This is a genomic window from Allobosea sp. Root381 (assembly GCF_001429395.1).
Taxonomy (GTDB): domain Bacteria; phylum Pseudomonadota; class Alphaproteobacteria; order Rhizobiales; family Beijerinckiaceae; genus Allobosea.
Window position 1 is genome coordinate 41,012 of record NZ_LMJT01000041.1, and the last position, 24,211, is coordinate 65,222.

At 67.6% G+C, this 24,211-nt stretch carries 27 protein-coding genes and 1 tRNA gene; 15 read left to right on the plus strand and 13 right to left on the minus strand.

Features of this window, described 5'->3' with window-relative positions:
- Window positions 1-52: 52 nt before the first annotated feature.
- Window positions 53-856 (plus strand): 23S rRNA (guanosine(2251)-2'-O)-methyltransferase RlmB, encoded by an 804-nt coding sequence (gene rlmB / locus ASE63_RS21600; RefSeq protein ID WP_056806466.1) that lies wholly within the window; start codon window positions 53-55, stop codon window positions 854-856.
- A 5-nt stretch (window positions 857-861) separates the two neighbouring features.
- Here rlmB and ASE63_RS21605 read toward each other — a convergent pair whose 3' ends face one another.
- Entirely contained in the window at window positions 862-1,407 is a 546-nt protein-coding gene (locus ASE63_RS21605) for a hypothetical protein (protein WP_056806469.1), read from the minus strand.
- Window positions 1,408-1,812: 405 nt separating this feature from the next.
- Here ASE63_RS21605 and ASE63_RS21610 point away from each other — a divergent pair, with 405 nt between their 5' ends.
- Window positions 1,813-3,438: an MFS transporter gene (locus ASE63_RS21610; RefSeq protein ID WP_056807413.1), complete on the plus strand. Its 1,626-nt coding sequence runs from the start codon at window positions 1,813-1,815 to the stop codon at window positions 3,436-3,438.
- Window positions 3,439-3,683: 245 nt separating this feature from the next.
- Window positions 3,684-3,758 (plus strand) — tRNA-Thr (locus ASE63_RS21615).
- 49 nt (window positions 3,759-3,807) lie between these two features.
- Here ASE63_RS21615 and ASE63_RS21620 read toward each other — a convergent pair.
- On the minus strand, window positions 3,808-4,029 hold the full coding sequence (locus tag ASE63_RS21620; protein ID WP_056806472.1) for a hypothetical protein: 222 nt from the start codon (window positions 4,027-4,029) through the stop codon (window positions 3,808-3,810).
- A gap of 288 nt (window positions 4,030-4,317) precedes the next feature.
- Here ASE63_RS21620 and ASE63_RS21625 point away from each other — a divergent pair, with 288 nt between their 5' ends.
- From ASE63_RS21625 to ASE63_RS21635, 3 genes are all read left to right on the plus strand, one after another.
- A complete protein-coding gene (locus tag ASE63_RS21625; RefSeq protein WP_156410536.1) occupies window positions 4,318-4,743 on the plus strand; it encodes a hypothetical protein in 426 nt (141 codons plus the stop codon).
- 129 nt (window positions 4,744-4,872) lie between these two features.
- The gene (locus tag ASE63_RS21630; RefSeq protein WP_056806477.1) at window positions 4,873-5,856 is read left to right on the plus strand and encodes an MBL fold metallo-hydrolase; all 984 of its coding nucleotides are present in this window, start codon (window positions 4,873-4,875) and stop codon (window positions 5,854-5,856) included.
- A 162-nt stretch (window positions 5,857-6,018) separates the two neighbouring features.
- Window positions 6,019-6,792, plus strand: a complete 774-nt coding sequence (locus ASE63_RS21635; protein WP_056806480.1) for an NAD kinase — start codon at window positions 6,019-6,021, stop codon at window positions 6,790-6,792.
- A gap of 43 nt (window positions 6,793-6,835) precedes the next feature.
- Here ASE63_RS21635 and ASE63_RS21640 read toward each other — a convergent pair whose 3' ends face one another.
- Window positions 6,836-8,050, minus strand: a complete 1,215-nt coding sequence (locus tag ASE63_RS21640; RefSeq protein WP_056806483.1) for a DUF2336 domain-containing protein — start codon at window positions 8,048-8,050, stop codon at window positions 6,836-6,838.
- Window positions 8,047-9,132: a hypothetical protein gene (locus tag ASE63_RS21645; RefSeq protein WP_082610187.1), complete on the minus strand. Its 1,086-nt coding sequence runs from the start codon at window positions 9,130-9,132 to the stop codon at window positions 8,047-8,049. Before ASE63_RS21645 ends, ASE63_RS21640 begins: the two co-directional genes overlap by 4 nt.
- Window positions 9,133-9,281: 149 nt before the next feature.
- On the opposite strand from ASE63_RS21645, the gene ASE63_RS21650 reads away from it, so the two are divergent.
- The 3 genes from ASE63_RS21650 to ASE63_RS21660 are packed head-to-tail and all read left to right on the plus strand — an operon-like array spanning window position 9,282 to window position 10,898.
- Window positions 9,282-9,782, plus strand: a complete 501-nt coding sequence (locus ASE63_RS21650) for a MaoC family dehydratase (RefSeq protein WP_156410537.1) — start codon at window positions 9,282-9,284, stop codon at window positions 9,780-9,782.
- Window positions 9,783-9,787: 5 nt separating this feature from the next.
- The gene (locus ASE63_RS21655; RefSeq protein ID WP_056806490.1) at window positions 9,788-10,666 is read left to right on the plus strand and encodes a CoA ester lyase; all 879 of its coding nucleotides are present in this window, start codon (window positions 9,788-9,790) and stop codon (window positions 10,664-10,666) included.
- A gap of 19 nt (window positions 10,667-10,685) precedes the next feature.
- Complete coding sequence (locus ASE63_RS21660) at window positions 10,686-10,898, plus strand: heavy-metal-associated domain-containing protein (RefSeq protein WP_056806492.1); 213 nt, start codon at window positions 10,686-10,688, stop codon at window positions 10,896-10,898.
- A 15-nt stretch (window positions 10,899-10,913) separates the two neighbouring features.
- On the opposite strand, the gene ASE63_RS21665 is transcribed toward ASE63_RS21660, so the two are convergent.
- Together ASE63_RS21665 and ASE63_RS21670 are read right to left on the minus strand one after the other, a co-directional pair.
- Window positions 10,914-11,519 (minus strand): flavin reductase family protein, encoded by a 606-nt coding sequence (locus ASE63_RS21665; RefSeq protein WP_056806495.1) that lies wholly within the window; start codon window positions 11,517-11,519, stop codon window positions 10,914-10,916.
- A complete protein-coding gene (locus tag ASE63_RS21670; RefSeq protein ID WP_056806498.1) occupies window positions 11,516-12,091 on the minus strand; it encodes a nitroreductase in 576 nt (191 codons plus the stop codon). The genes ASE63_RS21665 and ASE63_RS21670 overlap by 4 nt, the downstream gene beginning before the upstream one ends.
- A 104-nt stretch (window positions 12,092-12,195) precedes the next feature.
- Between ASE63_RS21670 and ASE63_RS21675 the strand changes: the two genes are divergently transcribed.
- Entirely contained in the window at window positions 12,196-13,122 is a 927-nt protein-coding gene (locus ASE63_RS21675) for a hypothetical protein (RefSeq protein WP_056806501.1), read from the plus strand.
- 27 nt (window positions 13,123-13,149) lie between these two features.
- Here ASE63_RS21675 and ASE63_RS21680 read toward each other — a convergent pair whose 3' ends face one another.
- The 5 genes from ASE63_RS21680 to thrS form a co-directional block, all read right to left on the minus strand.
- Entirely contained in the window at window positions 13,150-13,899 is a 750-nt protein-coding gene (locus ASE63_RS21680) for a GDSL-type esterase/lipase family protein (RefSeq protein WP_162261819.1), read from the minus strand.
- 17 nt (window positions 13,900-13,916) lie between these two features.
- A complete protein-coding gene (locus ASE63_RS21685) occupies window positions 13,917-15,125 on the minus strand; it encodes an OpgC domain-containing protein (RefSeq protein WP_162261820.1) in 1,209 nt (402 codons plus the stop codon).
- 423 nt (window positions 15,126-15,548) lie between these two features.
- A complete protein-coding gene (locus ASE63_RS21690; RefSeq protein ID WP_056806512.1) occupies window positions 15,549-16,166 on the minus strand; it encodes a GDYXXLXY domain-containing protein in 618 nt (205 codons plus the stop codon).
- On the minus strand, window positions 16,166-17,452 hold the full coding sequence (locus ASE63_RS21695) for a DUF2157 domain-containing protein (protein ID WP_056806515.1): 1,287 nt from the start codon (window positions 17,450-17,452) through the stop codon (window positions 16,166-16,168). Before ASE63_RS21695 ends, ASE63_RS21690 begins: the two co-directional genes overlap by 1 nt.
- Window positions 17,453-17,601: 149 nt before the next feature.
- A complete protein-coding gene (gene thrS, locus ASE63_RS21700; RefSeq protein ID WP_082610189.1) occupies window positions 17,602-19,602 on the minus strand; it encodes a threonine--tRNA ligase in 2,001 nt (666 codons plus the stop codon).
- Window positions 19,603-19,797: 195 nt separating this feature from the next.
- On the opposite strand from thrS, the gene ASE63_RS21705 reads away from it, so the two are divergent.
- Entirely contained in the window at window positions 19,798-20,019 is a 222-nt protein-coding gene (locus ASE63_RS21705; protein WP_056806522.1) for a hypothetical protein, read from the plus strand.
- A 3-nt stretch (window positions 20,020-20,022) separates the two neighbouring features.
- Here the strand turns inward: ASE63_RS21705 and yidD are convergent, their stop codons facing one another.
- Complete coding sequence (yidD, locus tag ASE63_RS21710) at window positions 20,023-20,379, minus strand: membrane protein insertion efficiency factor YidD (RefSeq protein ID WP_056807416.1); 357 nt, start codon at window positions 20,377-20,379, stop codon at window positions 20,023-20,025.
- A gap of 34 nt (window positions 20,380-20,413) precedes the next feature.
- Here yidD and ASE63_RS21715 point away from each other — a divergent pair, with 34 nt between their 5' ends.
- Window positions 20,414-21,154: a hypothetical protein gene (locus ASE63_RS21715; RefSeq protein ID WP_056806525.1), complete on the plus strand. Its 741-nt coding sequence runs from the start codon at window positions 20,414-20,416 to the stop codon at window positions 21,152-21,154.
- A gap of 14 nt (window positions 21,155-21,168) precedes the next feature.
- Here the strand turns inward: ASE63_RS21715 and ASE63_RS21720 are convergent, their stop codons facing one another.
- Window positions 21,169-21,618, minus strand: coding sequence for an iron-sulfur cluster assembly scaffold protein (locus ASE63_RS21720; RefSeq protein ID WP_056806528.1), 450 nt, complete (start codon window positions 21,616-21,618; stop codon window positions 21,169-21,171).
- A 212-nt stretch (window positions 21,619-21,830) separates the two neighbouring features.
- On the opposite strand from ASE63_RS21720, the gene folE reads away from it, so the two are divergent.
- The 3 genes from folE (at window position 21,831) to ASE63_RS21735 (ending at window position 24,080) form a co-directional block, all read left to right on the plus strand.
- Window positions 21,831-22,472: a GTP cyclohydrolase I FolE gene (gene folE / locus ASE63_RS21725; protein WP_056806532.1), complete on the plus strand. Its 642-nt coding sequence runs from the start codon at window positions 21,831-21,833 to the stop codon at window positions 22,470-22,472.
- Between the two features lie 34 nt (window positions 22,473-22,506).
- Window positions 22,507-22,911, plus strand: coding sequence for a phosphoribosyl-AMP cyclohydrolase (gene hisI, locus ASE63_RS21730; protein ID WP_056806536.1), 405 nt, complete (start codon window positions 22,507-22,509; stop codon window positions 22,909-22,911).
- Window positions 22,912-23,108: 197 nt separating this feature from the next.
- A complete protein-coding gene (locus ASE63_RS21735; RefSeq protein ID WP_244491525.1) occupies window positions 23,109-24,080 on the plus strand; it encodes a patatin-like phospholipase family protein in 972 nt (323 codons plus the stop codon).
- Window positions 24,081-24,211 lie beyond the last annotated feature (131 nt).

Sequence of the window (24,211 nt, forward strand, 5' to 3'; positions counted from 1 at the left end):
CAAGACGGCGCCGTCATGGCACGGCAGGCGCCTGTCGCCGCAGGAGAAGCAGATGCCCGCGCCGTTCCGCCCCAAGCCGGCCCGAGCCGGCGCGCATTTCGCTGGCCGCGCCCGCCGCCCGGACGGGCCGCCGCCGCATCGTCCCGGCGACATCGACGAGGCCGTGCTCTATGGCGTGCACCCCGTCATCGAGGCGTTGCGCAATCCCAGGCGCCGCCATCGCCGGCTGCTTGCCACCGAGAACGGCCTGAAGCGCCTGCAGGACGAGATCGGCGAGCTGCCGCTCCAGCCCGAGATCGTGCGTCCGTCCGAGATCGACCGGCTGCTGACGCCCGATTCGGTCCACCAGGGACTCTATCTGGTCTGCGACCCGCTGCCTTCGCCCAGCCTCGACAGCCTGCCGGACGATGCCGTGGTGCTGGCGCTCGACCAGATCACCGATCCGCACAATGTCGGCGCGATCCTGCGCTCCGCCGCGGCCTTCGCCGCCGCGGCCGTGATCGTCACCATCCGCCACTCCCCGGCCGCGACGGGCGTCCTTGCGAAATCGGCATCCGGTGCGCTCGAGCATGTGCCGCTGATCGCGGTGCGCAATCTCGGCGACGCGCTGCAGGAACTGGGCAAGCGCGGCTTCCAGCGAATCGGTTTCGATTCCGACGGTGAGGTCGCCTTCGACGACGTCGTGCTCACCCGTCCGCTCGTGATGGTGATGGGCGCCGAGGGCAAGGGGCTGCGCCAGCGCTCCCGCGAGCTCTGCGACCACGTCGCGCGACTGGAGGTGCCGGGCACCATCACCAGCCTCAACGTCTCGAACGCGACCGCAATCGCCCTCTACGCCGCCAGCCGGCGGCGCTGACGGCCTCAGCGACCGGGCACCACCAGCAACAGCGCGCCGGTCTCGGCATGGGCGAAGCGGCTGCGCTTGCCCTGCTGCGAATCCGCTCCCGCGATCCGGATGACGCGCGTCACCGGCCGGTCGGGCCTGCCTTCGAGCCGATAGGTCGTCGGCTCCGGCGTCGGCTCGCGCACGATTCCCGCCCGTACCGGCATATTCTCGAACGAGTTGCGATCGATCCAGCGGGGCGAGGTTTCGATCTCGACCGATGGCGATGACGCCGGCATTGCGCCCGCCGGCCAGCCCCAGGGGTAACCAAAGGAGGTGAACAACGCTCTCCCCCGCCCCCGCCGGTCATGCAGGCCATGATCGCCGCGCAGCCGCGCCTGCTGCCGGATGGCGCCATAGCGCGATCCGGCAGGCAAGGCTCGCGGGAACTGGGTGGAGACGACTGCCCTCCCGGGCGTGGCGAGGAAGCCCCCGCCCCGGCCCTCGGCGGCACCGGTCTCGACAGCGGAAAGACCCAGCGCCGCAAGCAGCAGGCCACAGCGAACCGTCGTGATGCGCGACATCTGCAGCCCCCTCCCGATCCGTCTTCGGCCCTTCCGGGAGCTGATTATAAACGGATCGTTAACCTTGAGAAGCCGGCGCGCCACCGCTGCGACCGTCTCCGAAGGATAGGGCCGACTGTGATGCCGCAGACGCCGTCGGCGCCGGCAATTCGACGACATACTCGCTCCTTCCCTTAGACGAAGTGCTTGATTGCACAGTCATCCCCTCGCGCGCATTGCTTTGCGTCAGACCGGTTTCGCTGGGCCTGCGGGCTCGGAAACCGGCATGGAGGCATCGCGTCGACAGAAGGCGAGCCACGCCAACACGGGCAGCGCGGATCGTCCCGCTGCCGGGGAAACTTCAGGGGAGACAACGCCATGAGCATGGCAGCAAATGCAGCGGGGGCGAAGACGACGCCGCGCCCCATGACCAAGGAAGAAAAGCGCGTCATCCTGGCATCGTCGCTCGGCACGGTGTTCGAGTGGTACGACTTCTACCTCTACGGCTCGCTCGCCGTGATGATCGGCGCGCACTTCTTCTCGGCCTTCGACCCGAACACCCGCGCCATCTTCGCCCTGCTCGCCTTCGCCGCCGGCTTCCTTGTCCGTCCGTTCGGCGCGCTGTTCTTCGGCCGCCTGGGTGACCTGATCGGCCGCAAATACACCTTCCTCGTCACCATCGTGATCATGGGCGCCTCGACCTTCCTGGTCGGCCTCTTGCCCAGCTACAACACCATCGGCTGGATTGCCCCGGTCATCCTCATCATCCTGCGCATGCTCCAGGGCCTGGCCCTAGGCGGCGAGTACGGCGGCGCGGCGGTCTATGTCGCTGAGCACGCTCCCGTCGGCCGTCGCGGCTTCTACACCTCCTGGATCCAGACGACCGCGACGCTCGGCCTGCTGCTCTCGCTGATCGTCATCCTGGTCATCCGCGTCAACATGGGCGAGGCCGACTTCGCCGCATGGGGCTGGCGCATTCCCTTCCTGCTCTCGATCTTCCTCCTCGCGATCTCGGTCTGGATTCGTCTCCAGATGCAGGAATCGCCGGCCTTCAAGAAGATGAAGGAAGAGGGCACGGGCTCCAAGGCGCCGCTTTCCGAGGCCTTCGGCCAGTGGAAGAACGCCAAGATCGCGCTGATCGCGCTGTTCGGCCTCACCATGGGCCAGGCCGTCGTCTGGTACACCGGGCAGTTCTACGCGCTGTTCTTCATCCAGAGCATCCTGAAGGTGGACCTCTATTCGGCCAACGTGTTGATCGCCTGGGCGCTCATCATCGGCACCGGCGGCTTCATCTTCTTCGGCTCGCTGTCGGACCGGATCGGCCGCAAGCCGATCATCCTGGCCGGCTGCCTGATCGCTGCGCTGACCTACTTCCCGCTGTTCGGTGCGCTGACGAAGGCGGCCAATCCGGGCCTCGCCGCGGCGCATGAGAACGTCAAGGTCGCCGTCGTCGCCGATCCCGCGACCTGCGGTTCGGTGTTCGATCCGGTCGGCGTGCGCACCTTCACCGCACCCTGCGACGTCGCCCGCCGTACGCTCGCCACGCAGGCCATCGTCTATACGATGCAGCCCGCCCCGGCCGGCACCGCCGCCAAGGTCACCGTCAACGGCAAGGACGTCGCCATCGACGCGGGCTTCGCCAAGGCGATCGCGACCGAGGCGACCGCCGCCGGCTATCCCGCACCGGGCGATGCCCGCATCGTCAAGACCGGGTTCTTCGGCGCGCTCTTCGGCGGCCAGTCACTGACCGTGATCGGCATCCTGACCATTCTGATCATCTACGTCACGATGGTCTACGGGCCGATCGCGGCGGCGCTGGTCGAACTGTTCCCGACGCGCATCCGCTACACCGGCATGTCGCTGCCCTACCACATTGGCAACGGCTGGTTCGGCGGCCTTCTCCCGGCGACCTCGTTCGCCATGGTGGCCGGCACCGGCGACATCTTCTACGGCCTCTGGTACCCGATCATCTTCGCTCTCGCGACATTCGTCATCGGCCTGCTCTTCGTGCCGGAGACCAAGGATCGCGACATCATGACCTACGACAACTGAGCACAAGCCCGGTTCAGTTCTGACCGACGATACCGGACCCCGCCTTCTCGAAGGCGGGGTTCTTTCGTTCCGATCGTCCGTATTGTCCCGGCACAAGCTCCCGACCAGCCGCCGGCAGGGCCGAGGCTCGTTCTCCATCTTGCTCTGGCGGTGTCCGACTGGTAACGGCTGCAGGCGGACGCCGGGTCGAACCCGGCGCCTGCCGATACCAAGCTAGCCTCGCCCGCAGGGAGAGGCCTATCGGCGCCGGCGTAGCACAGCGGTAGTGCAGCGGTTTTGTAAACCGAAGGTCGGGAGTTCAATCCTCTCCGCCGGCACCATTTTTAAGATGGCTTCGACAACGAGCGAAGCGTTCGATCGGTCGGATCGTCAACCGCTGCCGATAATCTTGCCCATTTTTTGCAAAACGGGCTTTGACGGAGCAGTCGTTGCCGTCAGGCCATTCCCGATGATCTTGCCATCGTCAACTTGAGGCAGCGCGCCGACATCGGTTCCCTGGATGCCGACATCGGTCCCCTGGATAGAGAGGGAAGCAGCAACATTCGCCGAGAGCAGGGGCGAAAGCGTGGGCGAGGCGTAGGGCTTGGTCATGACGCCCTCCTTGAGAACCCCAGCGGCATAACCTACCAGAACCTCCAGGCCGCAAAAAGACCCGGCCCCGCGCGAACGAGGCCAGGCCCATTTTCGTCCGACAATCCCATGCCGCGCTGGGCATCTCGTCGGTAATGTCGGGTAACGCGACAAGCCGGGAAAGGTTTCATGGCCGGCGCGCAAAAATCGCCCGGCCCATCGAGGCGCCGACGATGACGGACTCAGCCACCGTCTTGCCTGTCAGGCGGCGAAGTGGTTCAGCTCTCCGCGCCGCAATGCGAAGCGATCATGGACAGACCCGAAAACCTCCTTGCCCTGGCCGATCGCTGCGAGGGCACAGCCAAGCCGGACCGAGCCCTCGATGCCGACATCTACGAGGCCCTGGGCTACAACGTCCGGCGCAAGCCGAAGCATCTCGTCAGCCGGAACGCGCCGATGGGCGGGATCTATCAGCAGGGCGAGCTGTGGAAGGCGCTCGGCGCCGTCAGCGCCAATATCGACGTCGCGGCGAGGTTGCTGCGCCAGAAGGCGCCCGGCTGGAGTTGGAGCTTGCAATGCGTCGCGGGCGATGAGGAGGCCGGCTTCCAGGCGCTGGTCGCCGAATGCTCCGGCAATGGCGCGATCGGCTCGCTGGCGCTCTGCGCGGCGATGCTGCGCGCCTTCGCCCGCAGCGACCTCGCATGCCGCGCCGGTGCCCTGCTGAAGCAGAAGTGACGTTCGCGCCCGCAACCTCACGAAAACTTGACTGTTTTCCGTGCAGCCGGTGAAGCTGCGGCGATTGAACCGGCTGCGCCGCCGGCTAGGGTCTCGCCCGGGCTCCGCCCGAGCCCTGGGGAGAGCAACATGACTCAATTCGACCTGACGCGCCGAGGCGCGCTCGCAGGCGCCGGTGCTCTGGCCGTTGCCGCCACACTCGATCTGCCCGGGCTCGGCCCGGCCCATGCGCAAGGAGTTCCCGTGAACCAGGCCCCCGGCTTCTACCGTTACAAGATCGGCGACATCACGATCACCGCCATCAATGACGGCTTCGGTCGGCGCCCGCTCGAGGGCTTCGTCCGCAATGCCGAACTCGCCGACGTGAAGAAGGCCATGGAGCAGGCCTTCCTGCCGCAGGACGCGCTGAACATCACCTTCACCACGCTGGCGATCCAGCACGGCGGCAAGCTCACGCTGATCGATACCGGCAACGGCGATTCGGGTGCGCCGACCTCCGGTGCCTGGGCTGGCAACTTCAAGGCGGCCGGCTTCGACCCCAAGGACGTCTCCACCGTCGTCTTCAGCCATTTCCATGGCGACCACATCAACGGCTTCCGCCTCAAGGACGGCACCGCGGTGTTTCCCAATGCCGAGGTCATGGTGCCTTCGGCCGAATGGGCCTTCTGGATGGACGATGCCAAGGCGAGCGCGGCGCCCGAGGCCATGAAGGGTGCTTTCGCCGGCGTCCGCCGCGTTTTTGGCCCTGTCGCCAAGGATGTGAAGCAGTTCGAGGCGGGCAAGGAGATCCTGCCGGGCATCACCGCCGTCGCCGCACCGGGCCATACGCCGGGCCACACCGTCTTCGCCGTGGCCTCGGGCTCCGGCAAGCTGATGGTGATGTCGGACACGACGAACCACCCTGCCCTGTTCGTCCGCAATCCCGACTGGTCGGCGGTGTTCGACATGGACGGCCCGCAGGCTGCCGCAACCCGGCGCAAGCTGCTCGACATGGTCGCGGCTGAGCGCATGCAGGTCGCCTTCTACCACGCCCCCTTCCCGGCCACCGGCCATATCGCCAAGGCCGGCAACGGCTTCGAGCTCGTGCCGGTGCAGTGGAGCACCGCACTCTGACACGCCGCCGGCGAAGCTGACGAAAGCGAGGCCGGGGGCAACCCCGGCTTTTTCATGCCCTCTCGCCATCCGGCCCTTTTTCTGGTCCCCTGCTCGCGATCCTTCCCGAGCCCGTGCTAAGGCACGCCTGCGCCAGGACCGCGCCCCGCTTCAGGACTGCCGATGACCGATCGCTTCCAGGCCATCTCCTTCGTCGCCAGCGAGACGCAGGAGGCGCAGGCCGCATTGGCCAAGTTGACCGAGCGCTACGGCCAGGCGGAACCCGATACCGCCGACGTCATCGTCGCGCTCGGCGGCGACGGGTTGATGCTGCAGACGCTGCATCGCTTCATCGGCACCGGCAAGCCGATCTACGGCATGAATCGCGGCTCGGTCGGTTTCCTGATGAACGAGTTCCGCGAGCGCGGCCTGCGCAAGAAGCTCACTGATGCGGAACGCAGCGTCGTCCACCCGCTGTCGATGACCGCCTTCGACATGGACGGTACGGTGGTGCGGGCCGAGGCGATCAATGAGGTATCGCTGCTCAGGCGCTCCTACCAGGCGGCCAAGCTGCAGATCTCGGTCGACGGACAGGTGCGGCTCAGCGAACTCGTCGCCGACGGCGTGCTTCTGGCGACCCCGGCCGGCTCCACCGCCTACAACCTCTCCGCCAACGGCCCGATCCTGCCGCTCGACGCGCCGCTGCTGGCGCTGACGCCGATCTCGGCCTTCCGTCCGCGGCGCTGGCGCGGCGCGCTCCTGCCCGACCATGCGCGGGTGACGATCGACGTGCTCGAGGCAGAGAAGCGCCCGGTCAGCGCCGTCGCCGACCATACCCAGATCGACAACGTCGTGCGGGTGGAGATCGAGATCGACCATTCGATCGATCTCGTCATGCTGCACGACCCCGGTCACAGCCTGGACGAGCGCATCCTGCGCGAGCAGTTCGGCTACTGAAGTCTCGACCGCGACCCCGTCACCACCGGCTCGCCGGAGCGACTCAGGCGGCCTGCCGCAGATCCCCGATCTCGAGCTCGACCAGCAGCGCCGGGTCGGTTTCGACGAGATAGGCCAGCGCCGCATCATCCGCGAGCGAATCGGCCAGGGCCCTGGCCTCCTCGCGGGCGGCCTCCGCATCCATGCGGCGCAGCAACCCCATCAATGCGCTGCCTTCCGCATTGCCTTGCGTCTCGCAGGCGATCAGCACCTCGCGCAGTAACGCGCGATCGATCCCTCGCCCCGATCCGCCGGCATCGAAGCCGCGTACATTCAGGGCGGCAATCGTCGCCGTGAAGGCGGGCTGGAGAGCATCGGGGAGCCCGGCCTTGCGGTAGAGCGCCTTCAGGCCGGCTCCGCGCCGGTCCCGCAGCAGCGCAGCGACACGCCTCTCCGGCAGATCGGACAGCACAACGAAGGCGGCCTCGGCCAGCGCCGGCTCGCCGCTGAGCAGGGAGCGCAGCATCAGCCCCGGCGTCAGGCGCCCGGTGTCCCGCAGCACCTCGACGATGGCCGGCGCATCGCTCGCCTGGCCGCCGGCGGCAAGCGCGACCGCGACGCGCTCGGTCGCCTCGCGTGCGAGCCTGGCGCTGCGCTCCGGCGTCAGCCAGCCGCAGCCCGAGACGAAGCTCGCAAGCGCATCGGAAACCCGCGCCGCGATGGCCTGCCGCAAACCGGCGGGAAGGTCGTCGCGTGACAGCAGCGCCTCGCGCAGCGCACCGCATTCGCCCTCGCGCTCGATCATGCGCTCCAGCGAGAAATCGGGAATGTCGGCGGTACGGTTGCCCGCCAGCGTCACCAGCGCCTCCTCGCAGCCGACCTCGGCCAGCGCCGCGCAGACGCCCACCGGCAGATGCGGCCGCTGCGCGATCGCGCGCTGGGCCAGCCTGTCGCCGACCGCGGCGGCATCGACCAGATCGGCCTCCGTCAGCACGGGCGAATGCGCCAGCACAAGCGCCGTCACCTCGCTCTGATCCGCGATCAGCCCGAGGACGAGGTTGCGCGGCGCGCGCGCCGACGAGGCGACCTCCTCGGCGATGGCACGGCGCACCCGCGGCGAGGGATCGTCGATCAGCGCGATTAGCGCGGTCTCGGCCTCGACGCGATCCTCCTCCGCCATCCCTGAGCGCAGATAGGCTCCCGCCAGCGCGGCAGCGCCATTGGCACGTTCTTCGGCAGTGGCGGTGCGGGCCCAGAGCAGGAAGCGGCGGACGATCATGAGCCGTTCCGCTGGACCATGAAGGAAGAGAGATCGAGCGGAGCCCGGCGGGTTCGGCCCGCGGCGCGCTCCTGCACGGCGACGGTCGGCTGGGTAAGCTCGACGGGCCGCGACGGCGGCAGCGGCGCAGTGACCGGGCTTGCCGCGGCGACGTTTGCGGCATTGGCAGCGGCGGCATCCGCAGCGGTCGGGGCTGTCATGGTCGCATCGCTCGTCGTGCGGCGCGGGAAATAGCGGTCAGCGGCATCGAGCGCGGCCGTCCGCGTGCCATCGGCGCGCGGGGTGGCCCAGAGATTGGCGACGGCCCTGGAAACCGGCTGGCGCGAGCCTTCGGTCGAGAAAAGGCCGATCAGCCCCTTGGCACGCTCCGGGGACAGCGCGGCTGCGATTTCGGCCGGCTTGTCGGCGCCCTGCCCGGCAGCAGCTTGGGCGGGCGCGGTCGTGGCGGCGAGCTGCGTGTTGGCGTGGCTTGCGGCAAGCACGCCATAGACCTCCTGCACGCTGCGCGCCCGGCCGCCCTTGTCGAAGAAGATGCCGCGATTGGCGGCGGCGGCTTCCGGAAAATCCTTCGCGGCGCTGCGCGCCGGATCGCTCGTCGCCGCGCGGATCAGGTCGGATGCACCGCGCGCACCCAGCACATGCGCCATGTAGAGCTCGCCCGCATGCGGCTGGCGGCCGAGCGAACCGGCGAGCTGCTCGCGGTTCTTCTGGGTCAGCGCCCCGGCCATCACGGCCGCGACCTGCGGATCCTTGCGAAGCTCGAGAATCCTTTCACGGGCTGCGGGATCGGCGACCGTCAGGCGCCCGCCCGTCTCGCTGATCGCATCGGCATAGCTGGAGAGCCCCTGCTTCGGCCCTTCCTGCTTGACCATGGCAAGCCAGGTCTGCTCGATGAACTGGAACAGGCCGGTCGCGCTCGATGTCCGGGCCTTGGCATCCGGCTCCAGGGAGGATTCCCGCTGCGCCGTCTTCAACAGGTAGTCGAAACCGGCGCCGGTCTTCGCCGCACCATCGCGGATGGCGCTGACGACGGGGTTGGCCGGCTGGGTTTCGCGCGTCTGCGGCGTGGTGAACAGGAACATCGAAGATCTCGGGCGCGAACCTGCCGCCGGTGCCTGCCACATGTCGCGGCATGCGATGTGGAGACTGCCCCAATTATGGTAAGCGAACGGTTAATCGGCCTGAATCGCTGGGGTTCCCGGCGGCCGGGCCCGCGACATGGAGGATGTCGATGCCAGAACTGAAGCGCCACAAGCGTGGCGGGATCTATTTCGAGGATTTCGCCATCGGCGCCGTCATCGAGCATGGGCTGACCCGAACGGTCACGCAGATGGACAACATGCTCTTCTCGAACCTGACCCTCAACCCGCAACCCCTTCATATCGATGCGCATTTTTGCGCGACCGAAACCGAATGGGGCAAGCCGCTGATGAACTCCCTGTTCACGCTCGGGCTGATGATCGGCATCTCGGTCAACGACACAACGCTCGGCACGACGATCGGCAATCTCGGCATGACCGACGTCACCTTCCCGGCCCCGCTCTTCGAGGGGGACACCGTCAACGTCACCACCGAAATCGTCGCGAAGCGCGAATCGCGCTCGCGGCCGGATGCCGGCATCGTCGAATTTCAGCACCGCGCCTACAAGCAGGACGGCACGCTGGTCGCGCAATGCCGCCGCCAGGCCTTCATGCGCAAGCACCCCGCCCCAACCACCACCGTCGCGGTCTGACCGGCATGCGCTCGCTCCTCTTCGTTCCCGGCGACAGCACCCGCAAGCAGCAGAAGGGCCTTACCAGCGGCGCCGATGCGCTAATCCTCGACCTCGAGGATTCGGTCGCGCTCGACGCCAAGTCGCAGGCCCGCGAAATCACCCGCGCCTTCCTGGAGGAAACCCGCACGCTTCCGCGCCGCCCGCGCCTGATCGTTCGCGTCAACGCGCTCTCGACGGGGCTGACCGAGGCCGATCTCGACGTGGTGATGCCGGGCGCCCCGGATGCGATCATGCTGCCGAAATCGGAAGGCGGCGTCGATGTCAGCCATCTCGCCGCCAAGATCGCCGTGCGCGAGGCCGAAAGCGACCTCCCCGACGGCGGGACCCGGATCATCCCGATCGCCACCGAAACCGGCAAGGGCATCTTCGGCCTCGGCAGCTATGCCGGCGCGACGCATCGCCTCGCAGGCCTGACCTGGGGGGCGGAGGACCTTTCCGCCGATCTCGGCGCCGAGACCAACCGGCTCACCGACGGCTCCTATGCCGATCCCTATCGGCTCGCCCGCGCACTGACGCTCTTCGCGGCTTCCGCCGCGCAGGTTGATGCGATCGACACCGTCTTCACGGCGTTCCGTGACACGGACGCCTTCCGCACCGAATGCCTCGCAGCCCGGCGCGACGGCTTCACCGGCAAGATGGCGATCCACCCGGACCAGGTCGCGCCGATCAACGAGATCTTCGCGCCCTCGCCGGAAGCACTGGCGCGAGCGGAGGCGATCATCGCGCTGTTCGAGGCAAATCCCGGCGTCGGCGTGATCGGGCTCGATGGCGAAATGCTCGATCGTCCCCATTTGATCAGGGCGCAGCGCATCAAGGCGCGCGCTGACAAACTGGCTGAATGAACCGCTGGAGGCGATTCGAATGACTCAGGTTTTCGAGGTTTCGGGCATGCATTGCGGCGGCTGCCTGTCGCGCGTCCAGCAGGCCGCGAGCAAGCTCGCGCCGGGCACGACCGTCACGCTCGATCCGCCGCGGCTGACGCTTCCGGAAGGCGCGGCGCTCGACGCGGGCGCCATCAATGCAGCGCTCGCCCCTCTCGGCGATTACCGTGTGAAACCTGCGCAGGCCGGCTGAGCCGGCGCCCCGGCCTCAGCCGCCCGGCGGGCGCTGGAGCGAGAACAGGTGGTCGACCTCGGCATAATCGGCATAGCCGCAGCGCGCGACCGGATGCGCCGCGACCGTGTCGAAGCGGCCATCGCGGATGAAAGCCTCGTCCATGAAGATGCCGACGACCTGCCCCAGCACCAGCCAGCGCTCGACCTGGTTGCCGTCGAGATCGGTGAGCTGCTGCACGGACAGCGTCTTGCACTCCAGCGCGGCCGGGCTCCCCGCCACGCGCGGTGGCCTGACGAATTTCGAGTCCGCCATCTCCAGCCCGGCATGACCGTATTCGCTCGTGCCCCGCGGCAGCGGCGCAGAGGTCTGGTTCATCTGCTGGACCAGCGCCTTCGTCACCAGCGAGCAGGTGAACTCGCCGGTCTCCTCGACGAAGGCGATCGCATCCTTCTTGCCCTCGGAAGAGAACATCACGATGTGCGGCCGCGTCGAGACGGCGTTGAAGAAGCTGTAGGGCGAGAGATTGACCTCGCCCTGCGCGCTCATCGCCGTGATCCAGCCGATCGGCCGCGGCGTGACGATCGCCTTGAACGGGTCGTGCGAGAGGCCGTGATCCTGAAGCGCCGGCGAATAGATCATGAATCCGCCCCGTAGTGGCTGACGATCTGCGAGAGGGCGGGCCTGTCGCGGTCGGACGGCACCGACCCCGGCGTGCCGAGATGGATGAAGCCGGCCATGCGCTCGGTTTCCGAAAGGCCGAAGGTCGTGAGCACGCTGCGGTCGAAGGAGAACCAGTTCGTCAGCCAGGATGCGCCGAAGCCCATCGCCTGGGCTGCAACGAGCATGTTCATGCAGACCGCGCCGGCGGAAAGCTCCTGCTCCCACTCCGGGATCTTCACATGCGGCGCGGCGCGCGAGACCACGCCGACGATCACCGGGGCGTGCAGCAGCCTCGCGCGCTCGAACTCGACCTGCTCGGGCTTCGCCTCGGGATTACGATTGCGGAACGCCTGCGCCACCACCTCGGCGGCCTTGATGCGGCCCTCCCCCGAGAACACGATGAAGCGCCAGGGCACCAGCTTGCCGTGGTCCGGCACGCGCGCCGCGATGGTCAGGAGCTCTTCGAGCTGGCCGGCATCTGGGCCTGGCGCAGAGAGGAACTGCGGCGGCACGGACCGGCGCAGCTTGAGCAGGGAAAGCGTATCGGTCATGAAGCATCCGGTTGCGAAATCTCGCTCCAGACCTAGTGGCTCGCCATGATCAGGACAAGCGAAGCTGCTCAGACATGGACGCAAGGGTATCAAGGGTTGTGAGCATGTTTGAACTGGACGGCTTCGAGAGAGGCGGCCTTGGCGTCGTCGCGCTGCTCGCGGCCATGCTCGCTTTCGCATCAGCGCCGGCCTCGGCTCAGGCCCAGCCCGCCGTTACGGCACCGAATCCCGGCGACACGATGTCCGCGCCGGTCGAGCCCGTACAGGCTCCGCCCGGGGTAACCGCGCCACTCAGCCTGTCCGCGCAGTTCGCCGGCGAGCGCAAGCCGATCCGCTCCGGCCTGGTCTGGCGCGTGCTGAGCGAGACCGCCGACGGCTCGCCGCCGCGCATCGTCGCCCGCTCCGCCGAGGCCGAACCCGTCTTCGCGCTCGAGCCCGGCACCTATCTGCTGCACGCCGCCTATGGTTTTGCCAGCGGCACCAAGCGGCTTTCGCTTGGCCCGCAAGGCCTGCGCGACCAGATCTCGATCAGCGCCGGCGCCCTATCCCTCGCGGGCTCGATCGGCGACGCTCCGATCGCGCCCGCCCAGCTCAGCTTCCAGGTCTTCGTGCCGCTGCAGGGCAACTCCGAAGGCCGCCTGGTGGTCGGCAATGCCAAGGGCGGCGAACTCATCCGCCTGCCCGAGGGCACCTATCATGTCGTCTCGACCTATGGCGATTCGAACGCCATCCAGCGCGCCGACGTGAAGGTCGAATCCGGGAAGGTCACGGATGCGACGCTGCATCACCGCGCCGCCCGGGTGACCTTGAAGCTCGTCGCCGCCGCCGGCGGCGAAGCCTTCGCCGGCACTGCCTTCAGCGTGCTGACGCCCGGCGGCGACGTCATCCGCGAGGCGATCGGCGCCTTTCCGCAGGTCATCCTGGCCGAAGGCGACTATGTCCTGATCGCCCGCCAGGAGGGCCAGGTGCATTCGCGGGATTTCAAGGTGGAATCGGGGCTCGACCGCGACATCGAGGTGTTGGCGCAGTAAGTCCTGGCTCAGTAGCGCTGCCGGCGCTCAGTCGGTCCGCCGTGGGAAGACCGCGATCTCCGGCTTCGGGCCGGTCACGGCTGCGACGATGCCATCGGCGATGCGGATGCCGAGGCAGCGATAGCCGGCATCGACCACATGCATCCCGTCCATGCCGACCAGTTCCTCGGCGCTGAAGCGCTTCGTGCGGGCCCAGTCCCGCATGATGCCGTAGCGCGGAAACACCGAAACGCCATTGCCGTCGGCCGTCTTCTTCAGCACGGCACGGTAGTCGTCATATTGCGGGTACCGGCTCTCGCGCTGCAGCCAGGGCAGGTCCATCATCACCATGTCGATGCCGGCGGCCTGGACCTTGCGGATGCCCTTGCGCAGGATCTTGGCAAACTTCTCCTCGCCGGCATTGCCGATCGCCTCGGTGACGCCTGTCTGCCAGATCACCAGCGAGGGCTTGAGCTCGATCACGTCGCTGTCCATGCGCATCAGCATGTCGAAAGCCGACTGCCCGCCGACGCCCTTGTTGACGACGCTCACCTCGATATTCGGCAGGCGCCGGCGGAGCTCCGCCTGGACCACGGCGGGGTAGCTCATATCCTCGGCGCTGGCGCCGGCGCCGGCCGTGGTCGAGGAGCCGATCGCGACGATGGTGAGCTTTCCGGTTTCGCGCAGCGCCGCACGGGCATTCGGCAGGACCGGCTGGAAGGGCGTCTGGGCGGCTCCGGCGCGGCAGCGCAGATCGTTTGCCGCTGCGGACGGCATCGGGCCGACAAAAGCGGCCACCATCCCCGCGAGAAGGGTCAGTGCAGTTGCGCCGAGGCTCGCCGCGAGGGCGCCGGGGCGTCTTTCGCTCCGGGTAGCGTGATCGACTGGTACCACGTCAAAAACATCCCTAGCCCGATCAGCAATGTAACGCCGGTCAGGCAAACCAGCAACTGAGGCACCAAGGCGAAGCCGGTCTCGGCCATGACGATCTGGCCGATGATCGCCAAAACTGTGCCCGCGCAGAACACGTCGAGCGAGTGACGGCCGACGACGGCCAAGGTCCTGCCGGCAGCGTGGCTCAACAGCCCCGCCCCCGCCGGCAGCCAGCGGATCGCGAGCCACGCCAGCGCCACGACATGGAAGACGCGGCTCCAGGCGAGATTGGTCTTGTCGGAGCCGAGCTGGACCAGATCGAGCCAGTCGCTGAGGAACCAGACGCCGAATGGGTTGCCGGTCGATGTCTTTGCGATGACGCCAAAGGCGATGAAGGCGAAGGCGAGCGCGTCGAGCCAGAGCAGGCGCGGCGCCGTGATTCCGTTGCGCGCGGCCTGGCCGATGATCACGCCGAGTACGAAGACGACCTGCCAGGCGAAGGGATTGAAGAACCAGCCGGCGGCATGGACATTGGTCAGGTTCAGGCCGAACCAGACGGCCGTCTGCCAGATCGTCAGCGAGATCAGCAGCGCTCCAGCGGGACTGATGCGGACGGCGAGGTAGACCAGCGGAAAGGCGGCGAGCAGGACGATGTAGAGCGGCAGGATGTCGAGATAGGACGGCTGGTAGCGCAGCATGAGCGCATCGACCAGCGCCTCGAACGTATCCGAGAAGAACGGCTGGATGTTGATCGCCTCGACATAGAGCGGGTTCTGCGTCCGCGTCACCGCGGCCGCCACGACGCCGCAGACGATGATGAACACCGCGAGATGGGCGATGTAGAGCGTCCAGACGCGCGCTCCGATCTTCAGCGCGCCGACACCGAGGCCACGGCGCTCGATCAGCCCGCCATAAGCCAGCGTGGCCGAGACGCCTGCGAGCAGGACGAAGATGTCGGCCGCATCGGAGAAGCCGAAATTATGCGGCATATAGGCCGAGACGACGTTTCCCGGCATGTGGTTGATGAAGATGATCAGCAGCGCCAGCCCGCGGATGACGTCGATCCGCGCATCCCGCTCCACGCTCGACGGCGCGCTGCCCGGGCGACGACCCAGGAAAAAGAAGCGGGAAAGGGAAGCGGTCTGCGTCACCAGCGGCGTCCGGCTAGGAAGAGCGTGTCACGAGGAACGCGCCAGGCGGCGCTGCGTTCCCCAACATGAACGTCCGCCAACGGATTCGTTCATCTGGCGTTCATAAAACTCGGACGTGCCCGCGTCACCCGGTAATGCTTCACAAGCCTGTGTAGATGGCGTCGCACCCGCGCAGACGGAGAAGCAATGACCGGGAAAGACGGCGAGATTCCGTCGCAATGCGGCCGCGCCCGAGAATGCTTATTTTGGATGCCACCGCTCCGCCTTTCCGGGGCTTCGCGTCAGCGAAGAGCCCGAAACCCAGACCGATGCCGTTTCCGCAAGGAGCCTGCGCTCTCCACGAGCTTAGCGATGAAGCGCATCGGCTCTGGGTTCCGGGCTCAGGCCTGCAGCCTGTCCCGGAATGACCGAGCCCAGCACGCACTAATAAGGCGGCTCGGCATAGACCAGCTTGCCGTCGATCAGCAGCCGCTTGATCGCCGCCTCGCCGGAAGCGGAGATGGCCGCGACCACCTCGATCCGGGCGCGCTCGGTCGTCTCGATTGCGCGCCCCTTCCCCTGCGGCACGAAATAGCTCTCCAGCCCATAGGCTATGCGCAGACGCCGTCGCCCGGAAGCGCAGTCGGAACGCCCGTCCTCGTTGAGGGCGCAGGCGCCGGTTGACTGCACCCGGCCCGCGATCACGAGTTCGCCCGCCGCCACGGACGGGCGCATCTTCGCCACGCCGCGGGCTGTCGCGAAACCGTCCGCATCCCGCGCGAGCGTGACGAAGACGGCATCGCCGCGCCGGAAGCCGTCTTCGCCGCCGGCCGGGCCTTCGACGGTGCTGATCGGATAGGCTAGGATGACATAGTCGCCGCGGAACAGGTCGCGCGGATCGACCGGAACCGTCCTGAGCCTGACCTCCGTGCCGCTGCGCAGGATGCCGGCGCGGCTCTCGACCAGCGCGAGCAGGCCGCCGCACAGCAGCAGCATCGCCGCCAACGTGCGCCAGAGCAGCGGGACACGGCCGATCAGGGCCTGGGCAGAGGGCAGCCGCATCACAGTGCCTTCTCCGCCGGGCGTACCAGCCGCGCGAACAGGCGCCGCGCCGCGCCGGCCAGGACCAGCAGGATCATCCCCGCCGCGAGGAAGAACAGCGACTGGTCGAGCAGCGTCCCGATCGTCTGCCAGAGCAGGATTAGGATCGCCACGCCGAACAGCGCCGAGCCTGCGAGCGTAAGGCGCCGCACCCCGCCCGTGACGCCGGCCACGACCAGCGCGATCGCGATTGCCAGGACGAGCCCCGCGACGAAGGCCTTGCCCGGCAGCCCAACCACGCCGCCGCTCCAGAACACCGCCGGCACCAGCAGGGCCAGCACAAGGCCAGCCGCCAGCGGCCAGGCGAAACGCCGCTCGCGCGCCAACGCGGCGAAGCCTGCGATCAGCACGAGCGCCACCGCATAGGAGGCATAATTCAGCCAGATCGCGGTGCCGGCCTTCGATTCATCGGCATCGAGAATGCGGATCAATTCGACATTGAGCACCAGCACCAGCCCAAGTAGTCCCCAGGGCAGGCAGCAGGTCAGGAGCGAAGGCCCGCCGCGATCCAGCGCCCAGCCTCCAAGTACGACATAGGCCGAGGACACGGCGAGCGCATAGGCGAGCAGCCCGTAGTCGAAGCGCAGCTCGATCCAGTTGCCCGGCAGTTGTGCCAGCCAGAAGCCGAGCGCCAATACGGCGAGATGATGAACCAGCCGGTTGCGCGCCGAAAGGGCGAGCCACAGCGCCGGCAGGTAGAGCAGGAGGAAGGCGGCATGGAACTGGCCCCCGCCCTCCTCCCAACGCCCGCCGCTCCAGGCGCAGAGCGCGACGAAGACAACGGCGAGGGCGCCGTTCGAGCGCAGCAGCAGCGCCACTGCCAGTGCGCCCAGCGCAACCAGCAACGCGCCCGCAGGCCAGTCCGCCGGCAGGTGGTACATCTGGCCGATCAGGGCGATCCCGGCCCCGAAGAGCAACACGGCGCAGGTCGCAGCCGCATCGCCGCCGGCAGGCGAGCCCTTGCCTTCCAGCCGCGCCGCGACGCCGAGCGCCGCGACCACCGCACCGAGGATCATGGCGAGCTTGACGAGCCGCGGTATCTCCTCCCAGTTCGCGGCGACGAAGGCGGCGACGCTGGAAGCGATAAGCAGGCCGCCGAACAGCCCGAGCAGCGCCGGCAGGCGAAAGCCGCCCTCCGCCGCGACCTGGTGGCGGATCGCGCCGGCGGAATCTGCGCTGAGCAGCCCCTCACCGACCCAGCGTGTCAGATCGGCATCGAGCCGCTTGCGATAGGACCCCGTCAGCATGGCGCGCAATCTGGCATGGCGAGCACGGACTTTGCTAGGGCGCCACCGTCATGCTCACCCTCGTGGCGAGCATCCACGTCTCGAACCCGGCCCTTCATGAAGGAAGGCGTGGATGGTCGGGACAAGCCCGACCATGACGCGAGAGACGATTAGCGCGCCGCACGCACCGCCTTGACCCGCTTGAGATCCGGCGGCGTCGCCTCGCCGACCATCGCCTCCAGCATCGCGTCGAGCGACATCACCGTCTGCGCCTGGCTGCCGAGGCGGCGCACCGTGACTGTCCGCTCCTCCGCCTCGCGCTTGCCGACAGCGAGAATGACCGGGACCTTGGCCAGCGAATGCTCGCGGACCTTGTACGAGATCTTCTCGTTGCGCAGGTCGGCCCGTGCCCGCAGGCCGGCCGAAAGGCAGGCCATGGTGACGTCCTCGGCATAGGCGTCGGCGTCCGAGGTGATCGGGCAGACCAGGATCTGCTCCGGCGCGAGCCAGAGCGGGAAATGCCCGGCATGATGCTCGATCAGGATGCCGGTGAAACGCTCGAGCGAGCCGCAGATCGCGCGATGGACCATCACCGGCTGCTTCTTCTCGCCGTCCGAGCCGATATAGAAGGCGCCGAAGCGCTCCGGCAGGTTGAAATCGACCTGCGTCGTGCCGCACTGCCAGTCGCGACCGATGGCGTCGCGCAGCACATATTCGAACTTCGGCCCGTAGAAGGCGCCCTCGCCCGGGTTGATCTCGGTCTTGATCCGGTTGCCGGACTGCACCGCGATCGTCTCGAGCACCTTGGTCATCACCTCCTCGGCATGGTCCCAGACCTCGTCGGAACCGACGCGCTTCTCCGGCCGCGTCGAGAGCTTGATGACGAGTTCCTCGGTGAAGCCGAAATCCTCGTAGACCGAGAGGATGAGCTCGTTGATCTTCAGGCACTCGGCCGCGAGCTGGTCCTCCGTACAGAAGATATGCGCGTCGTCCTGCGTGAAGCCGCGCACGCGCATCAGCCCGTGCAGGGCGCCGGACGGCTCGTAGCGGTGGACATTGCCGAACTCGGCCAGCCGGATCGGCAGGTCGCGATAGCTCTTCAGACCGTGCTTGAAGATCTGCACATGGCCGGGGCAGTTCATGGGTTTAAGCGCGAAGACCTTCTGGTCCTTGGTCGCGTCGTTCGGATTCTCGAAGGCCGAAGCGGACTTCACCGCGAACATGTTGTCCTGGTACCAGCCCCAATGGCCCGAGGTCTCCCAGAGCGACTTGTCGAGGATCTGCGGCGCGTTGACCTCCTCGTAATCGGCGGCGAGGCGCCGGCGCATATAGGTCAGGATTTCCTGGAACAGCCGCCAGCCCTTGGAGTGCCAGAACACGACGCCCGGCCCCTCCTCCTGGAAGTGGAACAGGTCCATCTCGCGGCCGAGCTTGCGGTGGTCGCGCTTCTCGGCCTCCTCGATCTGCGTCAGATGCGCGTCGAGTTCCTCCTGCTTCGCGAAGGCGGTGCCGTAGATGCGCGAGAGCATCGCGTTGTTGCTGTCACCGCGCCAATAGGCGCCGGCTACCTTCATCAGCTTGAAGGCGCTGCCGACCTTGCCCACCGAGGTCATGTGCGGGCCGCGGCAGAGATCGATCCAGTCGCCTTGCGCATACATCTTCAGCGACTGGTCGGCCGGGATCGCATCGACCAGCTCGACCTTGTAGCCCTCGCCCTTGGCGGCAAAGAATTCCTTGGCCTTGTCGCGACTCCAGACCTCCTTGGTGAAGGGCTTGTCGCGCGCGATGATCTCCCGCATCTTCTTCTCGATGGCGGGGAAATCCTCCGGCGTGAACGGCTCGTTGCGCGCGAAGTCGTAATAGAATCCGCCCTCGATCACGGGGCCGATCGTCACCTGGGTACCCGGGAAGAGCTCCTGGACCGCTTCGGCGAGGACGTGGGCGCAGTCATGCCGGATCAGTTCCAGCGCGCGCGGGTCCTCGCGGTTGAGCAGTTCGATCTTCGCATCGGCGGTGATCGGATCGGCCAGGTCGACGACGGTGCCGTCGAGAGCCATGGCGACGGTGCGCTTGAGCAGCGAGGGCGAGATGCCCTTGGCGATCTCGGCACCGGTGATGCCGGAGGGGAATTCGCGCTTCGCGCCGTCGGGAAATGTCAGGGAGATCGTCATCGATCGGATGTCCTGCTCACTCGGGGATACGAGCCCCGTAAGACAAGGCCGGATACATGGCTGGGCAAGTACTCGGCTGAGCTTGCGCGAGGATGCCCGTATCCGGGTGAAGGCACCACCGAGTCGCCCCGCCTATACGAGCCGCGCCGCCGAGGCAATGGCGGCGCTCCATCCCGTCCTGGAGGAGTTTCGCCGATGATCCGCCTTCTCGCCGCCGGCCTGCTGATCGTCCTTCCCGCCGCGCCTCTTCTCGCCCAGCCGGCCGCCCTGCAGGCGGTCTGCGCGAAGGATGCCACCGCGCTCTGCCCCGGGGTGAAGCCGGGCGGCGGGCGCATCCTGGCGTGCTTCAAGCAGAAGAGCGACCAGCTCTCCGCAGGCTGCCGCTCCGCCCTGCTTCAGGCGCGCGCCCTGCGCTAAAGCTCAGTCGAGTTCGATCTTCGGCGTGTTGGTGCCGCGCCAAAGGCCATAGGCCCAGGGCCGGTACCAGCGTGCATCGGGCGGAAGTTCCTCGCAGACGAGATCGATCCCGCTCGTGCCGAACGGCGTGCAGCGGCAGATCCGGGCTGCGCCGACCCAGCCGCCACGCCAGAGGCCATAACGCTGGATCGCCTCGTCGGTATAGCTCGAACAGCTCGGCCAATGGCGGCATTGGCGGCCGATCAGCATCGACAGGCTGAGCTGGTAGCCGCGAATGACGACATGGGCGGCACGCCGCGGCAGCAGTCTCAGATGCCGCACCTGTGCGAAAAGGCGTGACAAGCCGCGCTGCGATGCCATTTCATCGCCCTCGTCATCAGTGTCGAGATTCGCCATGCACCGTTCCGTACCGACCCCGCTTCGCCATGGCGCCGCTGCACTGTGCCTGGCGGCGGGGCTCCTGCTCCTGCCAGGCGCCGCGACCGCCCAGCATCGCACCAACCTGCTCTGGCTCGAGCCCGGCAAGATCGAGATCGCCAAGATCGTCGGCCTGCCGCCCGCGATGAACTCGCCGGAGCAGAGGGCAGAGTTCGAGGAGGTGTTGCAGATCACGCTCAACCGCACGCCGGAGCGCGAGAAGGCGGCCATCGCCGACCAGTACCAGACGCTCGCCCGCTTCCTCGAAGGCGCCGGCATCCCTTTCGCCGGTAACGAGCATCGCGAGGTCCGCCTGCTGTTCCGCGAGGCCCAGGTCGAGCTCGGCCTCGTGCTGCTCAGCGTCCGCCGCATGACCAACCGGACGCGGCCCTTCGGCGTCTGGAACAAGGTCCGGGTCAAGCCCTGCCCCGGCGCACGGCCCGACGGCACCTCCTTCCCGGCCGGCCATGCCGCGACCGCGGCACTCTACGCCGAATTGCTCGACGAGGCCGCGCCCGAACTCGCCGCCAAGTTCGAAGAACGGGTCAAGGACTATCAGGAGAGCCGGCTGGTCTGCGGATTCCATTATCGCAGCGATCTCGCCGCCGGCGACAGGGCCGGCCGTGCGGTGGCCAAGGCGCTGCTCGCCGACCGCGCCTTCCGCGCCCGCTTCGACGAGACGAAGCCGGAGATGCGGCTGGCGCTCGGGCTGAAATAGCCTCCGCGAAATCCTCACGCGACCGCTTGCCGGCCGCGCTTCTGCTCGATCTGCCCGATCGCGTCGAGCACGGCATCGAAGGTCAGCATCGTCGAGGCGTGGCGCGCCTTGTAGTCGCGCACAGGCACCAACACGGCGAGATCCGCCCATTTGCCTTCGGGCGGTTCGGCGTTGTCCTTGAGGATCGCGCGGGCCTGCTCGCGCACCTCGCGCAATTCCTCGGCCGTCGAGCCGACGACATGGCGCGCCATGATCGAGGACGAGGCTTGGCCGAGCGCGCAGGCCTTCACCTCATGGCCGAAGCCGGTGACGACATCGCCGTCCATGGCGAGGTCCACAGTCACCGTCGAGCCGCAGAGCCGCGAATGGGCGCGGGCGGTGGCGTCCGGAGCGGACAGGCGCTCCAGAAGCGGAATGTTGGCCGCGAGTTCGAGGATGCGCTTGTTGTAGACGTCGCTCAGCATGTCGTGCTCTCCAACGGCCCTGGAGCATTGCGCGAAAAGTGGGAACCGGTTTTTCGCAGAAGCAATGCTCTGACAGCCTCTAGAGTGACCGGCGTTCGACACCAATATAGGATGGAAGATCGGATGGCGGGAGAGCCAACCAACCGGGCCCTGCCCCGAACGACGAACCTGTCCCGAGCGTCCAAGCTGCATCTGGTAAAGCGAGGCACCACATGAACCCTGTGGTCAAACCCTTGTCCGTCGACCGGGCCATCGGCCCCTTGGTAGACAAGCTTCCGGTCAAGCGGCCGACGCAGGAGCAAGCCGAGGACGCCATCCGCACCCTCATCCTTTGGGCGGGCGACGACCCGTCGCGCGAGGGGCTGCGGGGAACGCCGCGCCGCGTCGCCAAGGCCTATCGCGAATTCTACAAGGGCTATGGCGACGATCCCGACCACATCCTCGACCGCGTTTTCGAGGAGGTCGAGAGCTATCAGGACATGGTCCTGGTCCGCGACATCCCGTTCTATTCGCATTGCGAGCACCACATGGTGCCCTTCGTCGGCAAGGCGCATATCGGCTATTACCCGTCGAAGGGGGTGGTGGGCTTGTCGAAGCTCGCCCGCATCGTCGATGTCTATGCCCGCCGCCTGCAGACACAGGAGACGATGACGGCGCAGATCGCCCAGACGATCGACCGCGCCCTCAAGCCGCGCGGGGTTGCCGTCCTGGTCGAGGCCGAGCACATGTGCATGTCGATGCGCGGCGTGCAGAAGCAGGGCTCGTCGACGATGACGACGCAATATACCGGCCGCTTCAGCGACCCCGCCGAACAGGTCCGCTTCTTCACCATGGTCAAGTCGCCGGGTCTCTGATCGGCGTCACGCAGCAATCACGAGCCGGAGTTCCATGCCCGCCTTCCCTTCCGCCCCCGACAAGACCGCGCTCGAGGAGAGCATGGTCCTCGCCCCCCGCTTCGATGCCAACGGCCTCGTCACCTGCGTCACGACAGACGCCGCGACCGGCGAGCTCCTGATGGTCGCTCATATGAACGCCGAGGCGCTGGCGCGCTCGATCGAGACCGGCGAGGCCTGGTACTGGTCGCGCTCGCGCGGCGAGCTCTGGCACAAGGGCGCGACCTCGGGGCAGATCCAGACCATCGTCGAGATGCGGGTGGATTGCGACCAGGACGCGCTCTGGCTGAAGGTCGACGTCGCGGGCGACGGCGGCTGCTGCCACACCGGCCGCCGCTCCTGCTTCTACCGGCTGAAGCCGCTCCGGGAAGATGCCGACAAGCCCCTCACGATCGCTTGAGAAGCCGGCGCTCACGGGGATTTGCAGCGCGCCTTCACGCTCCCGTCAAACGCGGCCCCTATCGCCGGGAATAGAGCGGCAGTGACGAATTGCTCACCGATCTGCGCGATGCTGCGCCTTCCCCTGGGAGGAACCGGACGATGTTCTGGGATGGAGCCGTGCGGCATGCCGTTGGACCTGCCGGAAGTGGAACGCCGATGAACGAGACGATGACCGGAACGCCGGAGCGCAACGGCCGGCCGAAGATCGGGCTCGCGCTGGGCGGCGGCGCCGCCCGCGGCTGGGCCCATATCGGCGTCCTCGAGGTGCTGACCGAAGCCGGCTACCGGCCCGACGTGATCGCCGGGACCTCGATCGGCGCGGTCATCGGCGGCTGCTTCGCCGCCGGCAAGCTGGGCGCGATCACCGACTTCGCCGGCAGCCTGACCAAGCGCCGCGTAGTCGGGCTGATGGATTTCCACATTGGCGGATCGGGGCTGATCGGCGGCGGCCGGCTGAAACGCCTGCTCGAGCGCGACCTCGAGGGGGAGCGCATCGAGACGCTGCCGATGCGCTTCGCCGCGATCGCGACCGAACTCGGCACCGGCCACGAGATCTGGCTGACCCGCGGCCCGCTGGTCGAGGCGCTGCGCGCATCCTACGCGCTGCCGGGCATCTTCGACCCGGTCAAGCTCGGCGGGCGCTGGCTGATGGATGGCGCTCTGGTCAATCCCGTGCCTGTCACGGCCGCACGGGCGCTGGGCGCCGATATCGTGATCTGCGTCAATCTCAACAGCGACCTGATGGGGCGCGGCACCACGATCCAGAACCATATCTCCGAGCCGGACCCCGAGGTCGTGCCCGAGATCGACCTGCGCCCGACTTCGCGCTGGCTCGATGGCATCACCGGCGCGGCGCGGCGGGTACGCAGCCTCGTCGGCGGGCCGAGCGAAGAGCGGCCGGGCCTCGCGGGGGTGATGATCGACGCCTTCAACATCACCCAGGACCGGATTTCGCGATCGCGCCTCGCCGGCGACCCGCCGGACGTCATGATCGGCCCCAAGCTCGCCCGCATGGGGCTGTTCGACTTCCACCGCGCGGAGGAGACCATCGAACTCGGGCGACAGGCGACGCGGCGCATGCTCGAGGACATCGAGGCCGCCATTGCCAGCAGCCGGATCGCCGTCTGACTGTCCCGTTTTTTCTGGGGAACCGCACCGTCATCCCGGAGATGCGCTGCTGCGCAGTTCGTCCGGGCCGGAGCGTGCCGGATCTTTGACGGAACCACGCCGTCTTTCCCGGGCGTCGCGTCAGCGAAGAA